This window comes from Caballeronia sordidicola, from assembly GCF_002220365.1.
GTDB lineage: Bacteria > Pseudomonadota > Gammaproteobacteria > Burkholderiales > Burkholderiaceae > Caballeronia > Caballeronia sordidicola_C.
The window spans coordinates 26,897-43,021 of record NZ_MTHB01000119.1; the positions used below are offsets into that span (position 1 = coordinate 26,897).

Annotated in this window: 14 protein-coding genes; 6 read left to right on the plus strand and 8 right to left on the minus strand. The window is 52.5% G+C overall.

What is annotated here, in order from left to right; translation table 11 throughout:
• Nucleotides 1-92: 92 nt before the first annotated feature.
• The gene (locus tag BSU04_RS19410; RefSeq protein ID WP_089162158.1) at nt 93-311 is read left to right on the plus strand and encodes an FmdB family zinc ribbon protein; all 219 of its coding nucleotides are present in this window, start codon (nt 93-95) and stop codon (nt 309-311) included.
• Between the two features lie 148 nt (nt 312-459).
• Entirely contained in the window at nt 460-1,815 is a 1,356-nt protein-coding gene (locus BSU04_RS19415; RefSeq protein ID WP_179258366.1) for an MFS transporter, read from the plus strand.
• Between the two features lie 575 nt (nt 1,816-2,390).
• On the opposite strand, the gene BSU04_RS19420 is transcribed toward BSU04_RS19415, so the two are convergent.
• The 3 genes from BSU04_RS19420 to BSU04_RS19430 all read right to left on the minus strand — a co-directional run bounded on the left by BSU04_RS19420 (nt 2,391) and on the right by BSU04_RS19430 (nt 6,011).
• Nucleotides 2,391-3,389, minus strand: a complete 999-nt coding sequence (locus BSU04_RS19420) for an amidohydrolase family protein (protein ID WP_144021278.1) — start codon at nt 3,387-3,389, stop codon at nt 2,391-2,393.
• A 37-nt stretch (nt 3,390-3,426) separates the two neighbouring features.
• Nucleotides 3,427-4,356: a pca operon transcription factor PcaQ gene (gene pcaQ / locus BSU04_RS19425; protein ID WP_089162161.1), complete on the minus strand. Its 930-nt coding sequence runs from the start codon at nt 4,354-4,356 to the stop codon at nt 3,427-3,429.
• A 716-nt stretch (nt 4,357-5,072) separates the two neighbouring features.
• The gene (locus BSU04_RS19430; RefSeq protein ID WP_089162162.1) at nt 5,073-6,011 is read right to left on the minus strand and encodes a LysR substrate-binding domain-containing protein; all 939 of its coding nucleotides are present in this window, start codon (nt 6,009-6,011) and stop codon (nt 5,073-5,075) included.
• 416 nt (nt 6,012-6,427) lie between these two features.
• Between BSU04_RS19430 and BSU04_RS19435 the strand changes: the two genes are divergently transcribed.
• The 3 genes from BSU04_RS19435 to BSU04_RS19445 all read left to right on the plus strand — a co-directional run bounded on the left by BSU04_RS19435 (nt 6,428) and on the right by BSU04_RS19445 (nt 8,838).
• Nucleotides 6,428-7,525: an NAD(P)/FAD-dependent oxidoreductase gene (locus tag BSU04_RS19435; protein ID WP_089162163.1), complete on the plus strand. Its 1,098-nt coding sequence runs from the start codon at nt 6,428-6,430 to the stop codon at nt 7,523-7,525.
• Between the two features lie 29 nt (nt 7,526-7,554).
• Nucleotides 7,555-8,334, plus strand: coding sequence for a transporter substrate-binding domain-containing protein (locus tag BSU04_RS19440; RefSeq protein WP_089162164.1), 780 nt, complete (start codon nt 7,555-7,557; stop codon nt 8,332-8,334).
• A 246-nt stretch (nt 8,335-8,580) separates the two neighbouring features.
• Entirely contained in the window at nt 8,581-8,838 is a 258-nt protein-coding gene (locus BSU04_RS19445; protein WP_373452846.1) for an IS4 family transposase, read from the plus strand.
• Nucleotides 8,839-8,911: 73 nt separating this feature from the next.
• Here the strand turns inward: BSU04_RS19445 and BSU04_RS19450 are convergent, their stop codons facing one another.
• Together BSU04_RS19450 and BSU04_RS19455 are read right to left on the minus strand one after the other, a co-directional pair.
• Nucleotides 8,912-10,372, minus strand: coding sequence for an SUMF1/EgtB/PvdO family nonheme iron enzyme (locus tag BSU04_RS19450; protein WP_089162165.1), 1,461 nt, complete (start codon nt 10,370-10,372; stop codon nt 8,912-8,914).
• Between the two features lie 330 nt (nt 10,373-10,702).
• Nucleotides 10,703-11,770 carry an alpha/beta hydrolase gene (locus BSU04_RS19455; RefSeq protein WP_144021279.1) on the minus strand — a complete coding sequence of 356 codons (1,068 nt, stop codon included), beginning with the start codon at nt 11,768-11,770 and terminating at the stop codon, nt 10,703-10,705.
• A 599-nt stretch (nt 11,771-12,369) separates the two neighbouring features.
• Between BSU04_RS19455 and BSU04_RS19460 the strand changes: the two genes are divergently transcribed.
• Nucleotides 12,370-12,927 carry an IS5 family transposase gene (locus tag BSU04_RS19460; RefSeq protein WP_256983059.1) on the plus strand — a complete coding sequence of 186 codons (558 nt, stop codon included), beginning with the start codon at nt 12,370-12,372 and terminating at the stop codon, nt 12,925-12,927.
• Nucleotides 12,928-13,216: 289 nt separating this feature from the next.
• Here the strand turns inward: BSU04_RS19460 and BSU04_RS19465 are convergent, their stop codons facing one another.
• The 3 genes from BSU04_RS19465 to tnpC all read right to left on the minus strand — a co-directional run.
• Nucleotides 13,217-14,257 (minus strand): porin, encoded by a 1,041-nt coding sequence (locus BSU04_RS19465; protein WP_179258367.1) that lies wholly within the window; start codon nt 14,255-14,257, stop codon nt 13,217-13,219.
• 594 nt (nt 14,258-14,851) lie between these two features.
• Nucleotides 14,852-15,070 (minus strand): hypothetical protein, encoded by a 219-nt coding sequence (locus BSU04_RS19470; RefSeq protein WP_089162168.1) that lies wholly within the window; start codon nt 15,068-15,070, stop codon nt 14,852-14,854.
• A gap of 276 nt (nt 15,071-15,346) precedes the next feature.
• Nucleotides 15,347-16,125: IS66 family transposase (gene tnpC, locus BSU04_RS19475; protein WP_144021280.1), on the minus strand; the 779-nt coding region annotated here is incomplete at its 5' end.

Genomic DNA, 16,125 nt, shown 5'->3' on the forward strand with positions numbered 1-16,125 from the left:
AGAAGCTCCGTGCGTCACTGTCGTCGTGATGTGGGTTGGTTGCACCGCGACAAATGATGGCGCAAATGATTAACTAACCTCGATCAAACGCCATGCCCGTTTATGATTACGAGTGCACCGAATGCGGCACGTTCGAAGTGGTGCGCAGGATTTCCGAACGCGATGACGACGCAACTTGTCTGCGATGCGGTATGTCCGCCGGTCGCGTCGTGACCGGCGCACCATCACTATCGATCAACTCCATCAGTGCAAAGGGCGAATTGCCTGGTTCTTATGGTATGCGGCACAGAGGCTCGTGCGGATGTTGTTGATGATCGCATCGCTAACAAGCAGAAATGGTGAAGCTCCTCGACGAAAAACTCGTGCCGCAGTGAACGGCTGGAAGATTCGCGCGCAGTCAGGCAAGAAAGAGACTGGAGCACATCGCGACTTATGCAAAAAATTATGGAGACGCAGACAATGAAAGTCGATAGCGCACTGCCGGTTGATGTCGGTCTCATCATCGACGAAGGGCAATGGACCATTTTTCAGAAAGCACTCTTGGTTTTGGTCTCTCTTGCTTTCATCGTGGACTCATTGGCAAACAACGTCTTGTCGGTTGCCATTCCTGCAATGATTCGCGACTGGCATGCCAGCCGAGCAGACTTCTCTAAGGTCGTCGCGTTAGGCTGGGTGGCTGTAGCAGTGGGTACGATACTCGCGGGTTGGCTCGCAGACAAATTTGGCCGAAAACCGGTCCTCGTGGCTAGCATCCTGACATTTAGTCTTGCAACGGCATTCGGCGCATTGATTAACGACATTCATCAGCTGCTGATCCTTAGAGTCATTGACGGTGTCGGAATTGGAGGGGCAATTCCAATTGCAACAACACTACTTGCAGAATTCACTCCAGCACGCAGGCGCAGTCGGGCTGTCATTGCCGGAATGATATGCATACCGCTCGGAGTTTTTCTCGGCGGCATTATCGGCTCGATCATCCTGCCAAACTTTGGTTGGCGCTCGCTGTTTGCTATCAATGGGGCATTGGCGATCCTGGTTTGTATCGTCCTGCAAGTATTTATGCCCGAATCGCCAAGATTTCTGGCGCTGAAGCCGAACCGGCGCGATGAATTGCGGCGCAGTCTTAAACGGCTGAAAGTTGAGGTTGCAGCCGACGCCAGATGGGTCGAAGCCGATATATCGCGCAATAGCGGTTCGCTTCACGCACTTTTTGGTCGTAATTCCCTGCGTATGACTCTAGGACTGTGGGGCGGCTTTTTCTTCTGCTTCATGGCGTCATACACCTCGCTGAACTGGATGCCTGCGATGCTTTCGAGCCACGGTTACGGTTTAGGCTTCTCAAGCTTGGCGCTTTCAGCCTCCGGCGCCGGTGGGATTCTGGCATCCATCGTTATGTCAAAGTTGGTCGAACTCTTTGGGTCTCGCATTGCGTTGTTCTTCCCCACCTTGGCCGCCATATTGAGTGTGTCGGCATTGGTCATCATCCCACTTGATCCTGCGCGCAACTCACTGCACGTGCTTCTAGCCATCGGCGTCCTCGGGATGTCGCTCAATTCGATGACTTGTCTTGCGTACTCATTGTGCGCTTCTGTCTATCCACCGCTGGTGAAAGGCGCCGGGTTGGGCAGTGCCGGCGCCATCGGCCGGATCGGCGCCATAGCAAGCTCCTATTCTGCAATCGCGGTACTAGCGATAGGTAGCACCGCTTTCTTTGTGTTCATTGCAGCGAGCGCCTTAGTATCAATGGTGTTTTTGGCCACCATCAAAAGGCAGATTCCGAATGATCGAATGTTTGTGTCTCGCAAATTACGCTGACTGTGACGGTCCTCTGATCTCCGCGCGCCCAAGCAATAACAACAACTTGAATAGCTCGGAAAGCACACGGTGCTAAAAAAGCGATTTGCATATTTCAAACCTAAAAACAGTCTGCGGCACAGATGCTCAAGATGAGCGTTAGAAGTAGGCGCGTCGGGGCCAAAAGTTGTGCTGGGTGGTGATTACGTGGTGGACAACGTGTCTGCAAGTAATTGGCGCACTGCTTACCGCAATGTGCGATAAACGCGTGCTTGCAAACGTCGAGGTATTGCAAGGCTGTCGATTTCGACGCTCTTAGCGCGGATTCACCTTCTTATCCCGTCAATGTCCCGACGCCACGGGTCGCCAGCAAGTCGTTGAGAACTGTCGCGGTCGAATCACAATGACGGTTTTCTCGATGACCACGCTCGACCGCACCACGCCCGCGACGTCAGTGCAGCCGGCGCTGCCACAATCGATGTTGAGCTGCTAACTAGATGACTTATAGATGGCGACTTGATTATCGCGTCCTATAGTCGGTCAGCAGGTTAGCCGGTCGCACTGAACCTTGTCAGCGCGACCGCGACCTCATTCAATTATAGTTTTGGCCATTCTGGAAACCCGTAGAGGGTTTCGGGGTTTTTCACGAGTACCTGCTTTTGCAGGTCGCCGTCGGGGAGCCATATCGGAATCAAATCCACCAAATCGGCATCATTCGGCATTGGAGTCGGGCATATGGGATGGGGCCAATTACTGCCCCAAATGATTCGGTCAGGGCGTCGCGCAACGACATCGCGAATCATCGGCAGCATGTCAAGAAATGGATAGCTTTCGCGTGACAGTCGGTAGAGGCTGGCGAGTTTGATCCAGCAGCGGTCAGTGTCAAGCAGGCGTAGCAGGCATTGATAGGGACTGGAATTCAACGACTCTTCTGCACGGATTCTGCCAAGATGATCGAGGACAAACGCATTTGGGATCCTGGTCAAAACGCTCTCCAGTTCGATCATTTCCGAAGAGGTTTGAAAATGAAACAGCAGATGCCATCCAAGGTCATGGACGTCCCGCGCGAGAGGCTCGAGTTGCTCGAAGCTGTCTCCAACGATGCTGGAAAGACGCACACCACGTATTCCGCCGCGATCTAAAGTCTCAAGCTCCGTCCTTGATGAACCGGCATTGATCACAGCGACACCTCGCAGATGTTTTGGGTCGGTCGCGATGGCATCGAGCGTCACCCGATTGTCAATACCGTGTGCGCCGCCTTGTACTATTACGCCACGACTAAATCCCAGCGATGCTAGCAGCGAACGGTAATCCTCGATCGTGCAATCCTCAGGGGTGTAATTTCTCGTGGACGAGAAAGGGTAGCGCGCCTGCGGTCCGAACACATGCGCATGACAGTCAATAGCGCCCGGAGGCGCAGTGTATCGTGGCTTACGCAGAAGCCTGTCGGGTCCAATGCAGTTTTCCATGTTTAACCTGTAGAGAGATTGCTGGGCGTAAAGTGCTAAAAAGACTCCGAAGCCCAAATATCCAACATCTCGAAGGTTATGAACAATGAAATTGCTGCGGCTTCGGATTGAAGAAATGGCATGCAAGAGGCGTTTCAGGTGCGGACGGCACGCCCGTCTACAGTCAGAAGGTATCCGCGAGATTTTGCGTGATTACTCGTATGGTTTCGGCGAACGCCAGATTCAATCCTTCCAAGGGTTGATCCGCGCGGGTCGTCATGCCGATCGTCGCACGAAGATAACTTGTATCTATAGGCAATTCAACCAGCGTTCCCGCAACGATGTCTTGTTCAACAACGCCTAGAGGAGTGCACCAAATCGCATCCGATTTGGACAATAGGTTTCTCCCCAAATCGGGATTGTTAATCGCGACGGTGGGTTCGAAAAGTGGAATTCCCTGCGCAGCCAAAAACCGTTCGACATCCTGACGAATAGACTCTTGAAAGCCGGTAATCACAAATGGATAGTCTGTTATGTTATGTAGAGAAAAAGTCTCGCCATTCAATATTGGATGATTTTTTTTGACGACAAACAACTGAGACTCATGATAGAGCGGCTCAAAGGTAAAGCCGACGGCTTGCTCGCGCTCCGGTATCCGGCCGATCATAACGTCGATTTCGCCGTGCCTAAGTTTATGCAAGAGAGTAACGTTAGATTCAGTCATCACGCGGATATGCGCCTGTGGGTAACTCTCCCGAAAACGGATGATGATGTCCGGCATAATGCGCGCCGCGACGCTGATGAGCGAGCCAATATGCAAGATCATGGTTGCGGGATTCTTACTTCTGGCCACAGCTTCGAAACCATTTCGCAGGGATGCAACGCAAATGCCTGCGTAGCGGTAAAACTCGTGGCCCTGCGCTGTCAACAGGACGCCCTCCCGGCTTCTCTCGAGCAGCACGACACCGAGTTCGTCTTCCAATTCGCTTAGGGTCTTAGATACTGTTGGTTGCGTCAAAGCAAGAACGTCACCCGCCTTCGTTAAACTTTTTTGACGAACAATTTCTAGGAAGCACTGTAGGTGGCGAAACTTGATGCGCGTTCGAACAAGCATGTATATCTCGGATTGACCGTCTTCAGACCACAAGGGCCGGGCGGCTCGGCGTTACTCTTTGCGGCCGCTCGTTTCGTTGCCAGATCGAACGCCGAATTGTTGAGAAACGGCAGCTAACTCGCCCAATCCCGGACCGTCCCTCGAAGCAGTTTTTCAACCAGGACCAGCCGCTAGAAATCATGTTTGGGCGGCCGGGCTGCCATTTCAACTCTCACTCTTCGAATGTGGTATTTATCGTTTAGATCGTATCACAACAGCAGGCGGCCAGGGGTCAATGCCAAGCGATGCAAATCGTTACTTCGGATAGAGTCGGTTGCGATGTGGCTCTACAAGAAGCGACGTTTGAGTTGCAGTCTTTTTCGTTCGGCGCATTCAAAAAGCCACCCGGTCGGCGTTTAAGGGTAGGGATTTCCCTGGTCGGCGAACCGCGGTCGATGCCGATGGTTTGGCGCGGAATTCAACGAAATGCACCAACGAACTTTCTTCGATTTCCCGCATCACGATAGAGTGAAGCGAGTAGCGCACGTCGCCTGGGTTAAACCTGCCGCCCGAATAGCTACTCAGTTGACGCGACAAAGCTTTTTGGACAACCAATGAAGTCGTCAGATCGCCCGTTTTTCCAGGGGGACGGATAGTGCTGTGTGTGACTGCGGAACGTCTAATGAGGTCACATTGGCATGAACGCATCGCTGCGTCAAAACCCGTGGGCGCATGGTTCAGCAACGCCGCCTGGATGAACGGTCAACCTGGAATTTGAGCGCGTCCTTAAGCGCCACACGCGTGCTGTCTGCGAATATCGTAGCCACGCCGGATGCTGAACCTGAAGTGGCGCTCGCGAGATAAATCTGATCCTTGATGTCAGGGTGAAATGGCCGTACCGCGACGCGCTTCCTGGCGAATGCCGCCGTGACAGGGTCGATCAATGCGACGCCCGCGCCGTTGGCCACGAGCGAAATCATGATCTGAGACAGTTGTGCCTCCACAATCAACTGGCGGTGCACGTCATGTTCTACAAACACCCGGTCGATGGCGTTGCGTGCATCGAATGAACGTGGAAACGAAACGAACGGCTCATCGCGGAGGTCCTCCGGACGTACTATGCGGTTCTTCGCCAGCCGATGGCCCAGCGGCATGATGCAGGGCATGGGTGCATCCGTCAGACGTTCAAGACGGACGGCCGGATGCGGTACTGCCTCGGTTGTGAAGCCGATATCGCAATGCCCCGCTGCGACCAGATCCACGACTGTGCCGGCACCACCGGGCGTGAGCAGTGTCACGTCTACACCCGGATGCGCGCGGATGAACGCCGCGACTACGGCGGGCAGCAATTCCAGCGCAACGGCCGGCGAACCGGCAACGCGCAACGACCCGAGTCGCATCGCGCGAATCTGCTGTGCCGCGTGCGTGATGTGGTCCAGCCCGACGAAGGTCCGCTCCACTTCTTCATACAGCACTCGTGCTTCGGCGGTCGGCACGAGGCGTCCTTGCTGCCGCTCGAATAGCCTGAAACCTACGCCGGTTTCGAAATCGGCGAGCAGGCGGCTCACAGCGGGCTGCGACACATGTAGCGTCTGCGCAGCGCGCGTGACGGTATGGCGTTGCATGAGCGCGCGGAACGCTTCAACCTGACGAATTTTAAGATCGGACGAGGCCATAACATTCAGGAATAGAAGACCAAAAAAATTGCATTTGACGTGTCATTTTGCCAGCCTGAAGCTTTGGCATATCAGCATTTTCAACGGATCGGTGCATCGGGGGCGGATATAACATCGGGTTGATCACGCTGTCGGTTTGCCACCACGCATGTTCAATGTTGACGTGGTTAGTGACGTGCTCATCGGCATGCGATCACACAGGGTCGCGTTTCGCGCCTCACGCGGCATGTTCGGTATGGCCTGAGTTAAGAGGAAGGGTCGTCGCTGCCTGCCGCATGTGCAGTGGACGCTAAAGTCGTCCGAGCGATGGACGACCTTTGCTGCGCAAAGTGGCGCGAGATACGCGCTGATGACGTTGATGTGCCGCGAACCATTATTTTGATTTCAGTTAAAGCAGCAGAGAGGGAATTGTTTAAATGAATATTTCAGTGATTGGCGGTGGGGTTATCGGGGTTTCATGCGCGCTGTATTTGGCTCGCGCTGGCGTGAAGGTTAGATTATTTACAGGAAAGGAATTAGGCTCTGGCGCCTCAGGTCGCTCCCTGTCGTGGTTGAACGCATCCGGACCATGGCCTGCCGATTATTATAATTTAAGGATGGCCGGTATTGATCGATTTCGCTCCCTTTATTGCAAAAATACTCATGTTGATTGGTTGAAATTCAATGGTGGCGTATTTCTATCTGATCAGGATGAAGTACGGAAATGGTATTCGATTGAGAAAGAGCGGGGTTATGATTCACATCTTTTTCAGCCTGAAGACGTCAATTCAATAGATGCCAAGATTAATCCCGCCGCTATAGGTCCTTATGGTATCTACAATGCTGGAGAAGGCTGGGTCAGTTTGCCCGAACTTATTGAGTGTCTGGTTTCTGAATTTTTAACTCTCAATGGAACCGTTATTGAGAATGCCGGAAAAACCGTGCCCATTTTCGACGCAGAAGGCGCCACGAAAGGGGTTGTATCACAAAAACAGGGTGAATATTTATGCGACAAAGTCCTGCTGGCTTGTGGCGCCTCGACCTCGAAGCTAGTAGCTGAATTGGGGGTTGACCTGCCTGACGGTTCAGTTTTATCAATGGTGGCCATCACGGAACCGTTTGACAACCGTCCCTCAGTTGTATTGAACACGCCAAAAGTAGCCATGAGGCCTAACCCGGGAAACTCATTAGTCATTGATCATAGCTGGTATGTCAATGAGATAAAAGAAGATGAAAATGGTGTTTGTTCCGTTCCTGAGCACATCGTTGAACAGCTCTTATCTGAGGCGGATCGCTTACTCAAATCAGATGTCCCTATCACCCTGGCGGGCTATAAAGCCGGCTGGAAACCGGTTCCTGCCGACGGTTTCCCTGTTCTGGGAGAGCTCCAGGAAATGCCCGGTTGTTATGTGGCATTTACTCACTCTGGTGCGACACTGTCGTTAATCGTCGGCGAACTAGTTAGCTGGGAGATGACCACCGGTAAATCTCACCCTATGCTGGCGTCGTTTCGGCCCGGTAGATTCAAATCTTAATATCCAAGCAGCAGCCCAGAGGTAGAGCAATGAAAAAAATATCGTTAGCGGTTTTTCTAATGGCAGTCAGTTCTTTAGCGTTTTCTGCCCCTGTGTCAACGGAGCTAAAGCTGGGCATTGATCCTACTTTTCCACCATTTGAATATAAAGATCCGAGTGGAAATCTTGCGGGATTTGATGTGGATTTAGGGCGGTCGATTTGTGAAAGAATAAAAAGAAAATGTGTATTTGTTGAAAACTCATTTGATGGATTAATTCCAGCTCTTGAAGCAAGAAAGTTCGATGCCATTCTTTCATCGCTCTCTATTAACGACGAAAGAAAGAAATCCATCGATTTTTCCTCTGCTTTATACACCACACCTGTTTATTTGATAACGCATAAAAATTCAGGGCTGGTAGCAAGTGCAGATAAGTTGGAGGGGAAGCGGGTCGGTGTGCAGCAAGGAACGGTATTTGAGACATTTGCCAATAAATATTGGCGCGACAAAGGTGTTGGCATTGTTGCCTATGCGTCGTCCGATCAAATCTACGTCGATTTAGCGCTAGGCAGACTGGATGCAGTCCTTGATGATGCGACGTCATCTACCGCGTCTTTCCTGAGTAAGCCGCAAGGTGCCGATTTTGAGCTGAATGGTTCTGAAATCTACGATAAGTCGCTGTTCGGCAAAGGCACGGGGTTGGGATATCGTAAAGGAGACGATCAATTGAGGGCAACCATAGATCAGGCGATCGTGGAAATTAAAGCGGACGGAACGTTCACACGGCTTAACAAGCAGTATTTTAAGTTCGATGTCAGCCCGCGTAATTAGTTGGTAGCCAATGGCGTAGTAACGCTTGCCGCTGAAACTGATCGTTTGCAACAGTCTTTCAGGATTGCGAGACGTTGGTCGATACTAACGGCTTCATGGAAGGATGAGTAAATTAGAACTCCGAAGGTGTCGATCAAGGCAGATCACCGGTACCTTGGCAGGGGCAATTAGCCTTTCTAGCACAAAGTATTGCGCTGCTGAGCGTCGGCTGGAGGGAACAATGGGAAGTCCGTGAGGCAGCATGGTGTGCTGACTGCTCGGCAAGTTCTTAACGCAACCATTCGCACGGCTAGCGGAATCGGCGAACCTCAGCGATCTGTACATCCCACCCGACCGAAAACGCCCATCACGCTCAATCAAATCATTCGCCTGATTGCTTCACTGGGCGGATTTCTGGGCCGTAAGAGTGATGGTGAACCCGATCCTAAGACTCTCTGGATCGGCGTGCAGCGAACCATCGATGCCGCCTCGACCATTCGGGCCCTTCGCGAAGACGATGCCTGACTTCTGTACAAGGGCATGCGGCTAACGCCGGAGCCGCACGTCGGAAAACCGGCGTGCGGCCCGCAAAGCAAGCTCATCGTTTTTCTGCCAAACGGAAACCGATAGTATCGCTAGTCATTACATCTGATACCGCTGTTCTTGCTCGAGCGCGTGCCGCGGCACCGAGCGTGTGCCATGACCCACCGCGCATGATCCGCAGCAAGCATGGACTTGTGATCCAGGCGCTGCCATCGGTCGGCGCACCCACGTAGCTCGCATGCCGGCAGTCGGCTACCCTCTGGAAGACATTTCCCGTCATATCGTATAGGCCCCAGGGGCTGGCCGGGAACGAACCGACTGGCGAGGTATAGAGCCATCGATCCCGCCCCACGTTCTTGTGCGAGTTGAACATCGAGAAATCCGTCTGATCGCCCCACCAATAGTTAGTTGACGTACCCGCATGCGCTGCATATTCCCACTCGGCTTCGCTCGGCAAGCGGAAACGTCGACCAGTTTCCTTGTTGAGCCACATGATAAAGGCCATCGTATCATTCCAATCCACATTAATCACCGGATACTTATCCCGGCCCCAGCCTTCGTCATCTGGCTTTGCGCGGCCTGTCGCGATAGCAAAAACATCGTACTCCGCAAAGGTCACCGGATATGCAGCGAGGCGAAATGCCTGCACCGTCACCGCATGCTTCGGATATCCTGGCGCATCTTCGTCAACCATATTGGAACCCATTTCGAAGATTCCACCCTTTATATCGACCATGCTCATTGCAACAACCAATTGCCGAGCTACTTTCTGCTGAACCGCCGCTGGAGCGGGTTGACGCGTCGTGGATGCAACCGTGTCGGTACGGTTCTCCTCCGATATGGGCCCCGCAACAAACTTTTCATTTGATAGATACGCCTGTTGAGAGAAGAAATTCGCGGCGGCGGTGATGTCCTCATCGGACAAGCTGGCCGCCAAGGATCCCATCACGGCACTTTTACGCTTTTCACTACGAAAAGCGTGAAGCGCGTTGCTCAGATAATCCGAATGTTGACCACCGATAACCGGAACCTCCGGGACTACACCCATGCCGGTTCTCCCATGACAGGATTCGCACACTTCGAGCACGACCTTTGGCATTTTCACGTTATCGGGGGGGCGCTGTGGCGTCAACCCCGCTCCATTGAAATAATCTCCCAGCGCATGGATATCGTCGTTGCTCAACGATGCAGCAATTGGACTCATTGTGCTGCTGCTACGCTTACCATTTTTGAATGCTTCAAGTGCTGCGACGATAAACTCGGCATGCTGATCTTCCAACGTCGGCACGCTGATCGGCGGATTGCCGAGCTTGATGCCCGACGCGTGGCACGCAATGCACGTCTGCGCTTTCGCTTGGATCGCTCCCATGTCCGGTGCGGCAACAACGCTACCGGTCGCGAATATTGCAGTCAGCAAACTTGTCGCGATCCAAAATCGGCGCCCACCCGGCTCTCGATGCGAGCCGTTGATGATTTTCAACGTCCGACTGAACAGATCCCAGCTGGTGTTCGTCATTACGGTGTCTCCATATCTCTTTGATTAATCCACGCCCAACGCCACGAGAGAGGCAAGTCACTAACTTAGTCTAGGTACCGCTACTCGCCTGAAAATACGCCGCTCTAAAACGACGCCGATCCAAACCTGGCATAGCGATACTTTGAACCCGGCCCTCTCGGCCCTGCCCGGAAACTGTCCAACTTACCGGGGCGGTTCGCCCTCAGGTTTTTTGAAGTGTTCTTTCAGGAATAGAAATTCCAATTCAAAATGCTTTCGACCGCAAGAGAATGCGGAACGGGTAACGCATTCGAAAGGCAAGACCATTTAACAGCTATAAACGACAATGAGTCACCGCTCAAGGTGAGCGCCAGGTATCACCAGCACGCCGGGTTTGCTCCCAGCCCGGACGCTCACCTTTTCGTGCAGATTAATTGTGAGCCAACGTTCATAGAAAGCGGCGATCTTGAGATTATTCATTTCAAGCATCTCCATATGTCCGTTACCGTGAATGCCAACCGAAGCCAGCGGCACATACAGATTTCCGACACCTGACTGCCTAAGAAACTTCGACGTGCAATAATCATAAGATGCGTGATAAGAGGCTTCCCCGGTTGCGATGAGTATAGGGACATGGTTAAGTCCGTTTAGCTTGTGAATGATGGGCCCCCCTTGCAACCAGCAGCTCTTCATATCGGCGGCAGGCGATCGTACCTTGACGAGACGAAGATCGCCTGGGTTGCTGACCGCTGGGGAAAAATTCAGACAGACATTGCTAAGCCCGCACCGGCTACCAGGTTCAGTATCACCTTTAAGGCTGGAATTGCCCATTGGCTCGATTGCAATTATGGCTTTTATTTTCCCGGGATTGGCCTGAGGGATGGACCAGCTGAGCGGACCGGCCATCGAATGAGTGATCAGGATAGATGGCCCGACGTCTTTGATCAGTGCACTCACCGCGGAGGTCGTTAGCGCAAGCGCTTGGTCGCTATTCGGCATGTTCGAGACTTGCGACGCGAAAAATTGATCAAACGCGTATTGCCCCGGCACTCCAGCGCCGAAGCCGCCCGGCCATTGGGTATGAAGCTTGGCTTGCGGCCAAAGTGACGGACTCGCTAATTCCGGCGCAGTGAACATTTTTATCACTGTCGCAACGGAAGGGTTCGCGGCCTGCGGCCCATAAATATTCGGGAAATATCCCGATCCGCCATGACCGGGTTGGTCGACTACGAAAACTGGCCATCCATGTTCAAAAAAGTACTGTGCCCAACCTGGCCTTCCATCAGGAGTACCAATAAAATTGGCGCCCGTCTGCTGACTGCCATGGATCATAATAATAGGATATTTCGCTCCGCGACCTCGTTGGCCCCATTTGTAATTTTTTGGAATTTCGTAATAAACAGACATTTGGCCTGACATCGCCGTCGGATCCGTTGGATTATCGTACCGAGCGCCCTCGTAAATTATCCCTTGACTAGCATGAAATGGCGGCGCGAAATTTAAACTATCGTTACCGGTGCGAAGAACATGTGCTCCCGCGTCTATCGTGGCACATAGGTACACAATGGAGGTGATAGTTAACTTTGCGTATCGCAGTAGGCGTTTCATTTTTTGGCTTTCTTCGTTTTCGACGGCGAACCCATCAGAAGATGGCCAGACTTCGCAAGTCTTCGGTTTTTGCACAGACATAGAGGCGGCTTTAACAAGACGTGATGGGGCTGTTAATTCATGGACATGCCTTAACCTTGATCGTCGTGACAACGAGGTCAAGGGGATGGATAAGCCAGTCATTGACGACGAATTAAGGAAACAAATCGAACCCTTACCGCCACAGTCGAAGCCTCGACGCGAGAAATACCTAGGTTGCAGGCCGGTCGCCGATCGCCGATCGCGCAGCATTGAGCGGCATTGTGTTTGTTACGCACGGTGCCGCGTTGGCGCGATCTACTCGCCGAGATGGATTGCGGCTCTGACGTGACCTGTTGGCGACGCCTGCGCGACCGGCAAGAAGCAGGCGCGTGGGATCGATTGCACGAACTGCTGCTTGCCGAGTTACGTGCAGCCGGCCAAATCGACTTCTCACGTGTGATTCTCGATTTGTCTTCCGTCCGTGCTATCGGGACGGGCCAAAAACTGAGCCGAACCCCGTAGATCGTGCGCGACCAGGCTCCAAGCACCATATCGCTACCGACGCAAATGGGGTGCCGCTCTCGATCATCTTGACCGGTGCAAATCGCCATGACGTCACACAATTGTTGCCGCTCATTGATGCGATTCCACCCATCCGTGGTATCCGCGGGCGCCCTTTGCAAAAGCCTCAAGTCGTCTACGCCGATCGCGGATACGACTCCGAAGCACACCAACAGCAGTTGCGCGATCGGGGTATCAAACCCGTTCTTGCGAAGCGCCGCACCGAGCATGGCAGGGGCCTTAGAAAATATCGATGCGTAGTCGAACGTACTCATGCTTGGTTCCATAATTTCCATCGTCTTCGAGTGCGCTACGAGCGACTTGCCAAGATCCACGAAGCCTTCCTGAAGTTCGCCGCTTGCCTCATCTGCTGGAGCACCCTCTAGAGATCTAATCAGTCGTTCTGAACCCGCCTCTATGTACTTCCAGCTAGCCGTGCGTCGTCGCTTTCTCCGCTTTCAACGCGTCTTTGGCGTTGCCCTAACTCTCGCTCCATTGTCTGCACCAATATGGGTTGCTCACTCACTGAGTGACTTGCCGTTTAAGATTCAGCCGTTAATCCTCCTTCCATGGCCGCGTGCAATTCACCTTTCAAGGCTATTGAATTTACTTCAAGGAGACGAAGAGCGCCCAACCTCGATATCGTAAGTTGAGGCATCAGCTGCTATGAAAAAATTAAAAGCGTGTGGTTATACCAAAGCGAGCCCCTACTTCGCCGCCCGCGGTCGAGGGTGCAGTCTGCCCAGCGGGAATACCGATGGACGTCTGAACGAATCCGTTCCCATGGGCGGCGACCACGGCCGAGTATATTTGAGTCCGTTTGCTCAAACTATAATAGGCAGCGGCTTCGATCTGCCTCTGAGTTCCTGCGACATTGTGTATGTTGCGAGCGTTGGCGTAGTCGGCGCCGAGGGCGAGATATATATCAGGGCGTAGCTGATATATCAAAGCCCCAGTGACCACGTGATTCGAATCTGAGGTTAGAAGGCTTTGTGCGTTAGAATAATACCCCATCAGCCGCCAGTTACCCCACACATAGCTGGATCCAATAAGGTAAATCCGCGTTCCAATTACATTGTATCCTGTAGTAAGAAACGAGGTAACGTAGTTGTCCCGTGTATACGATGCCCCGACCGAAAAATTTCCGGAAGCATAACCGGCGTGGAATGACATCATATGCTGCGACGTTTGTGGGCCGAAGGCATACATCGCTCCAAGCGCTAACGGTCCGTACACACCCTGCCATTTCGCACTGTTACCATATTCAAAGCCGGCAGCGTGGTTCCCAAGCATGGATGTACCAAGGCCGCCGCTGGCTCCTGCCGCTAGTGTCGTGATCCATTTAACCGGGCTAAAGCCCAATGGGTATAAAAGATCATATTGATTCCCCAGCGTAAAAGTACCGTATTTATCGCTGGACAAACCAACGTACGCTTGGCTTCCGAATAGACTTCCGGACGGCACCGAGAGGCCGGTACCAGAATCAAAGCCTGATTCTAATCTGAAAATGGCCTTGTTACCGCCTCCAAGGTCCTCACTACCGAGGAAGCCCAAAATATTTAGTGAGCCGACTCCCGAATAAAGCTCCGTAACGGCATGGCCCTTCACGTTCGAAAGATATTCGATACCGTTGTCGATGATCCCATAGAGAGTGACGCTCGATTGTGCATAGGCATCGTCAATTCTCAGTGCACATACGCAGAACGCGCACGCCACGCATGCAAGTTTTATTTTGCTAATGATGATTCGTCTCCTAATAATTTATTTTTATGATTCATCTGGTTGCAACTTGGATCTGCTACGCTAGTAAAGCAAATTGAAATCAATTCCCATCATATGTTTGCAAAAAATTCATATTTTAATTTACAAACCCACCCCATTTGTTTTTAGGATTTATTTATCGCGGATTAACTGGAGTTACAAATGGTAGCCAATAAATTAATAATATGACGCGTTAGATATTTATCAATAGTCTTTCGATTATGAAGAAAACCCGACGGAAATAAGTTTTGCCTTCGACTTGACGACACCAAGAGATTGCTATCTGCCTCTGCTGTCGGTGCCGCAATTGTCTGCCGCTCCGATTGCAAATTAAAATGACATGTTTGCTTCAATACATTCACAATCCGGAATGCATTGAAACCGCGACGCTAGACAGTCCGCCCGGCATTGTCACGTTGCTAGGGCAGTTGCGTTCATACGTCGGCGTTGATGTTGCGGTTGTCGCCCCGGCCCTGTTAGCGGCGGTGTAAAAGCGCGGATAGATGGCGGCAAGGATGAGACCCCCTGCCACCGACTATTTCCGCAACTTTAAAATGGGTCGTCTACGTCGTTGGGGTGAGCGTTTTTGGGATTGGCGCGTTGTTGATGTTGCAGTTCAAGAAGCTCAAGCTGATAGTGCATGCAGATACGCTCGCGCAGGTCATCCAGTAGTTCTACGACGGCGAGCGCCTGATCAGCGGACCAGTTCTCGGGGATCAGGAAGTTGAGCCCTTGCGTGATCCCGGACGGTAAATTGAGTCGCGTCATGGTTTTTTCTTCGCGGCTTTCGCTGCATTGCGTTTTTTGGTGAGATCCTCTGCGCGTTCGCGCGCCTCCCGAACAGGCACTTGAGAAGGCTACTCCGCGACCCGGCAAGCCTGGACGCTTCAAGCCGACAGACGAGCTCCTCGACTTTCTGAACAGTCTCTAGTCCCTCCAAATTATGTCGGGTAATCGCTTGAGCACATCTGCTTTACGACCCACAATCTTGGTCGATCAGTAAGCGTCTCGTGCGGGCCCTTCAGATTTTCGTAGACGAGCGGATCAGTTTGATGCCGGTGGGAACGGAGGCAGAAGTCTGGCGACGTTCCAAGGCAGTAGTTCGTCGATGACGTTGATTTTGTGGTCCGCGATGCGGGTCAGCACGTAGTCAAGATAAGCACGTGGATTGATGCCATTAAGCTTGCACGAGCCGAGCAATGAATACATCGCCGCGGCCCGTTCTCCTCCACTGTCGGAGCCGGCGAACATATAGTTGCGCCTGCCGAGCGCCACGCAACGCAATGCATTTTCCGCAAGTACATTGCTGATTTCTGCCTGTCCATCGTCGCAGAACAACGTGAGCGCATCCCAGCGGTTCAAAGAGTAGTTAATCGCTTCGACCAGCGGTGCTTTCGGCCAAAGCGTGGCAAGTTTTTCTCGCATCAATTTTTCGAGAGCCACGAGCAGCGGCTTGCTCTTTTCCTGGCGCACGCGCAATCGTTCATCCGAAGGCTTGCCGCGGATCTCAGCCTCAATACCGTATAGCTCGCCGATCCTGTCAAGCAATTGCGTGGTGGTTTCCGACGGCGTTTTCTCATGGACGTCAAAGACATACCGCCGAGCATGATCCCAACAAGCGGCCGGACGGATTTTCCCATCGAGGTACAAATCAGCATAGCCCGCATACGCGTCCGCCTGAAGGATGCCCTCAAATTTAGCAAGATGAGTTTGTGGATGAATGCCTTTGCGATCCGGTGAGTAAGCGAACCAGACGGCGGCCGGTTCTATGCAAGCCGAACGGCGGTCATCACGAACGTAGACCCAGAGTCGACCCGTGCGGG

What these genes read in the sequence shown, in the direction of transcription:
- BSU04_RS19470 (WP_089162168.1), bottom strand. Translation starts at nt 15,070, where the DNA reads ATGACGCGACTCAATTTACCGTCCGGGATCACGCAAGGGCTCAACTTC.
- BSU04_RS19415 (WP_179258366.1), top strand. Translation starts at nt 460, where the DNA reads ATGAAAGTCGATAGCGCACTGCCGGTTGATGTCGGTCTCATCATCGAC.
- BSU04_RS19455 (WP_144021279.1), bottom strand. Translation starts at nt 11,770, where the DNA reads ATGTCAGGCCAAATGTCTGTTTATTACGAAATTCCAAAAAATTACAAA.
- BSU04_RS19430 (WP_089162162.1), bottom strand. Translation starts at nt 6,011, where the DNA reads ATGGCCTCGTCCGATCTTAAAATTCGTCAGGTTGAAGCGTTCCGCGCG.
- BSU04_RS19450 (WP_089162165.1), bottom strand. Translation starts at nt 10,372, where the DNA reads ATGACGAACACCAGCTGGGATCTGTTCAGTCGGACGTTGAAAATCATC.
- pcaQ (WP_089162161.1), bottom strand. Translation starts at nt 4,356, where the DNA reads ATGCTTGTTCGAACGCGCATCAAGTTTCGCCACCTACAGTGCTTCCTA.
- BSU04_RS19410 (WP_089162158.1), top strand. Translation starts at nt 93, where the DNA reads ATGCCCGTTTATGATTACGAGTGCACCGAATGCGGCACGTTCGAAGTG.
- BSU04_RS19440 (WP_089162164.1), top strand. Translation starts at nt 7,555, where the DNA reads ATGAAAAAAATATCGTTAGCGGTTTTTCTAATGGCAGTCAGTTCTTTA.
- BSU04_RS19435 (WP_089162163.1), top strand. Translation starts at nt 6,428, where the DNA reads ATGAATATTTCAGTGATTGGCGGTGGGGTTATCGGGGTTTCATGCGCG.